Raw genomic sequence first — 583 nt, 5'->3', positions numbered from 1 at the left:
CATGATAACTCTCTAAATTGAGATAAAGCTGTTTTTAGGGTACTAAAGTCTAAAATGAAAATTTATGAGGAACTGCAAAATTCTTAGAAGTTTTGTGATTTAAAAAACTTTTAGTCGGCTACTTATAGAGGCCGAAACAGCCGTTGATGCTGAAGGCAATTGATTGTAAACCGCTTCACAAGCTTGAGATAACTTATCTAATTGACCTAGTGGTAAAGCTGGAATACCAATACCCATAATTTGCCCCTTTGCTCATCACTTATGATGAATTACTTCTGCTAGATACCTACCTGAAATTACAGCAAATATGAGCTGTTAAAATCCACAAACGTGAACAAAATTTAATCAAGAGGGTATAGCTGAAATTATGGTGTATTAAAATAAAGGAATATCGCGTTAGGTGATTATGTGATTTTGGGTTTCGAGAAGTGGAATTTAGCACGCTCAAAAACGTTTTGGTCGGATAAGCGACACCTGTTGCCAGATGCCGCTCTCCTCAGAACCGTACGTGCAACTTTCACTGCATACGGCTCAAGCCTCCTCTAAGGCATACTACGTTACCCAGTAACTACAAAGAGTTACC

Annotated in this window: 1 protein-coding gene; it reads right to left on the bottom strand. The window is 38.1% G+C overall.

Going from position 1 to position 583, the window contains the following annotated elements; genetic code table 11:
* Positions 1-99: 99 nt before the first annotated feature.
* Positions 100-237: a hypothetical protein gene (locus D5018_RS21910; protein ID WP_165905161.1), complete on the bottom strand. Its 138-nt coding sequence runs from the start codon at positions 235-237 to the stop codon at positions 100-102.
* Positions 238-583: the final 346 nt, after the last annotated feature.

Origin of the sequence: Parashewanella curva, assembly GCF_003675895.1 — a bacterium.
Taxonomy (GTDB): domain Bacteria; phylum Pseudomonadota; class Gammaproteobacteria; order Enterobacterales; family Shewanellaceae; genus Parashewanella; species Parashewanella curva.
This window is presented reverse-complemented; position numbering and strand designations above follow the sequence as displayed.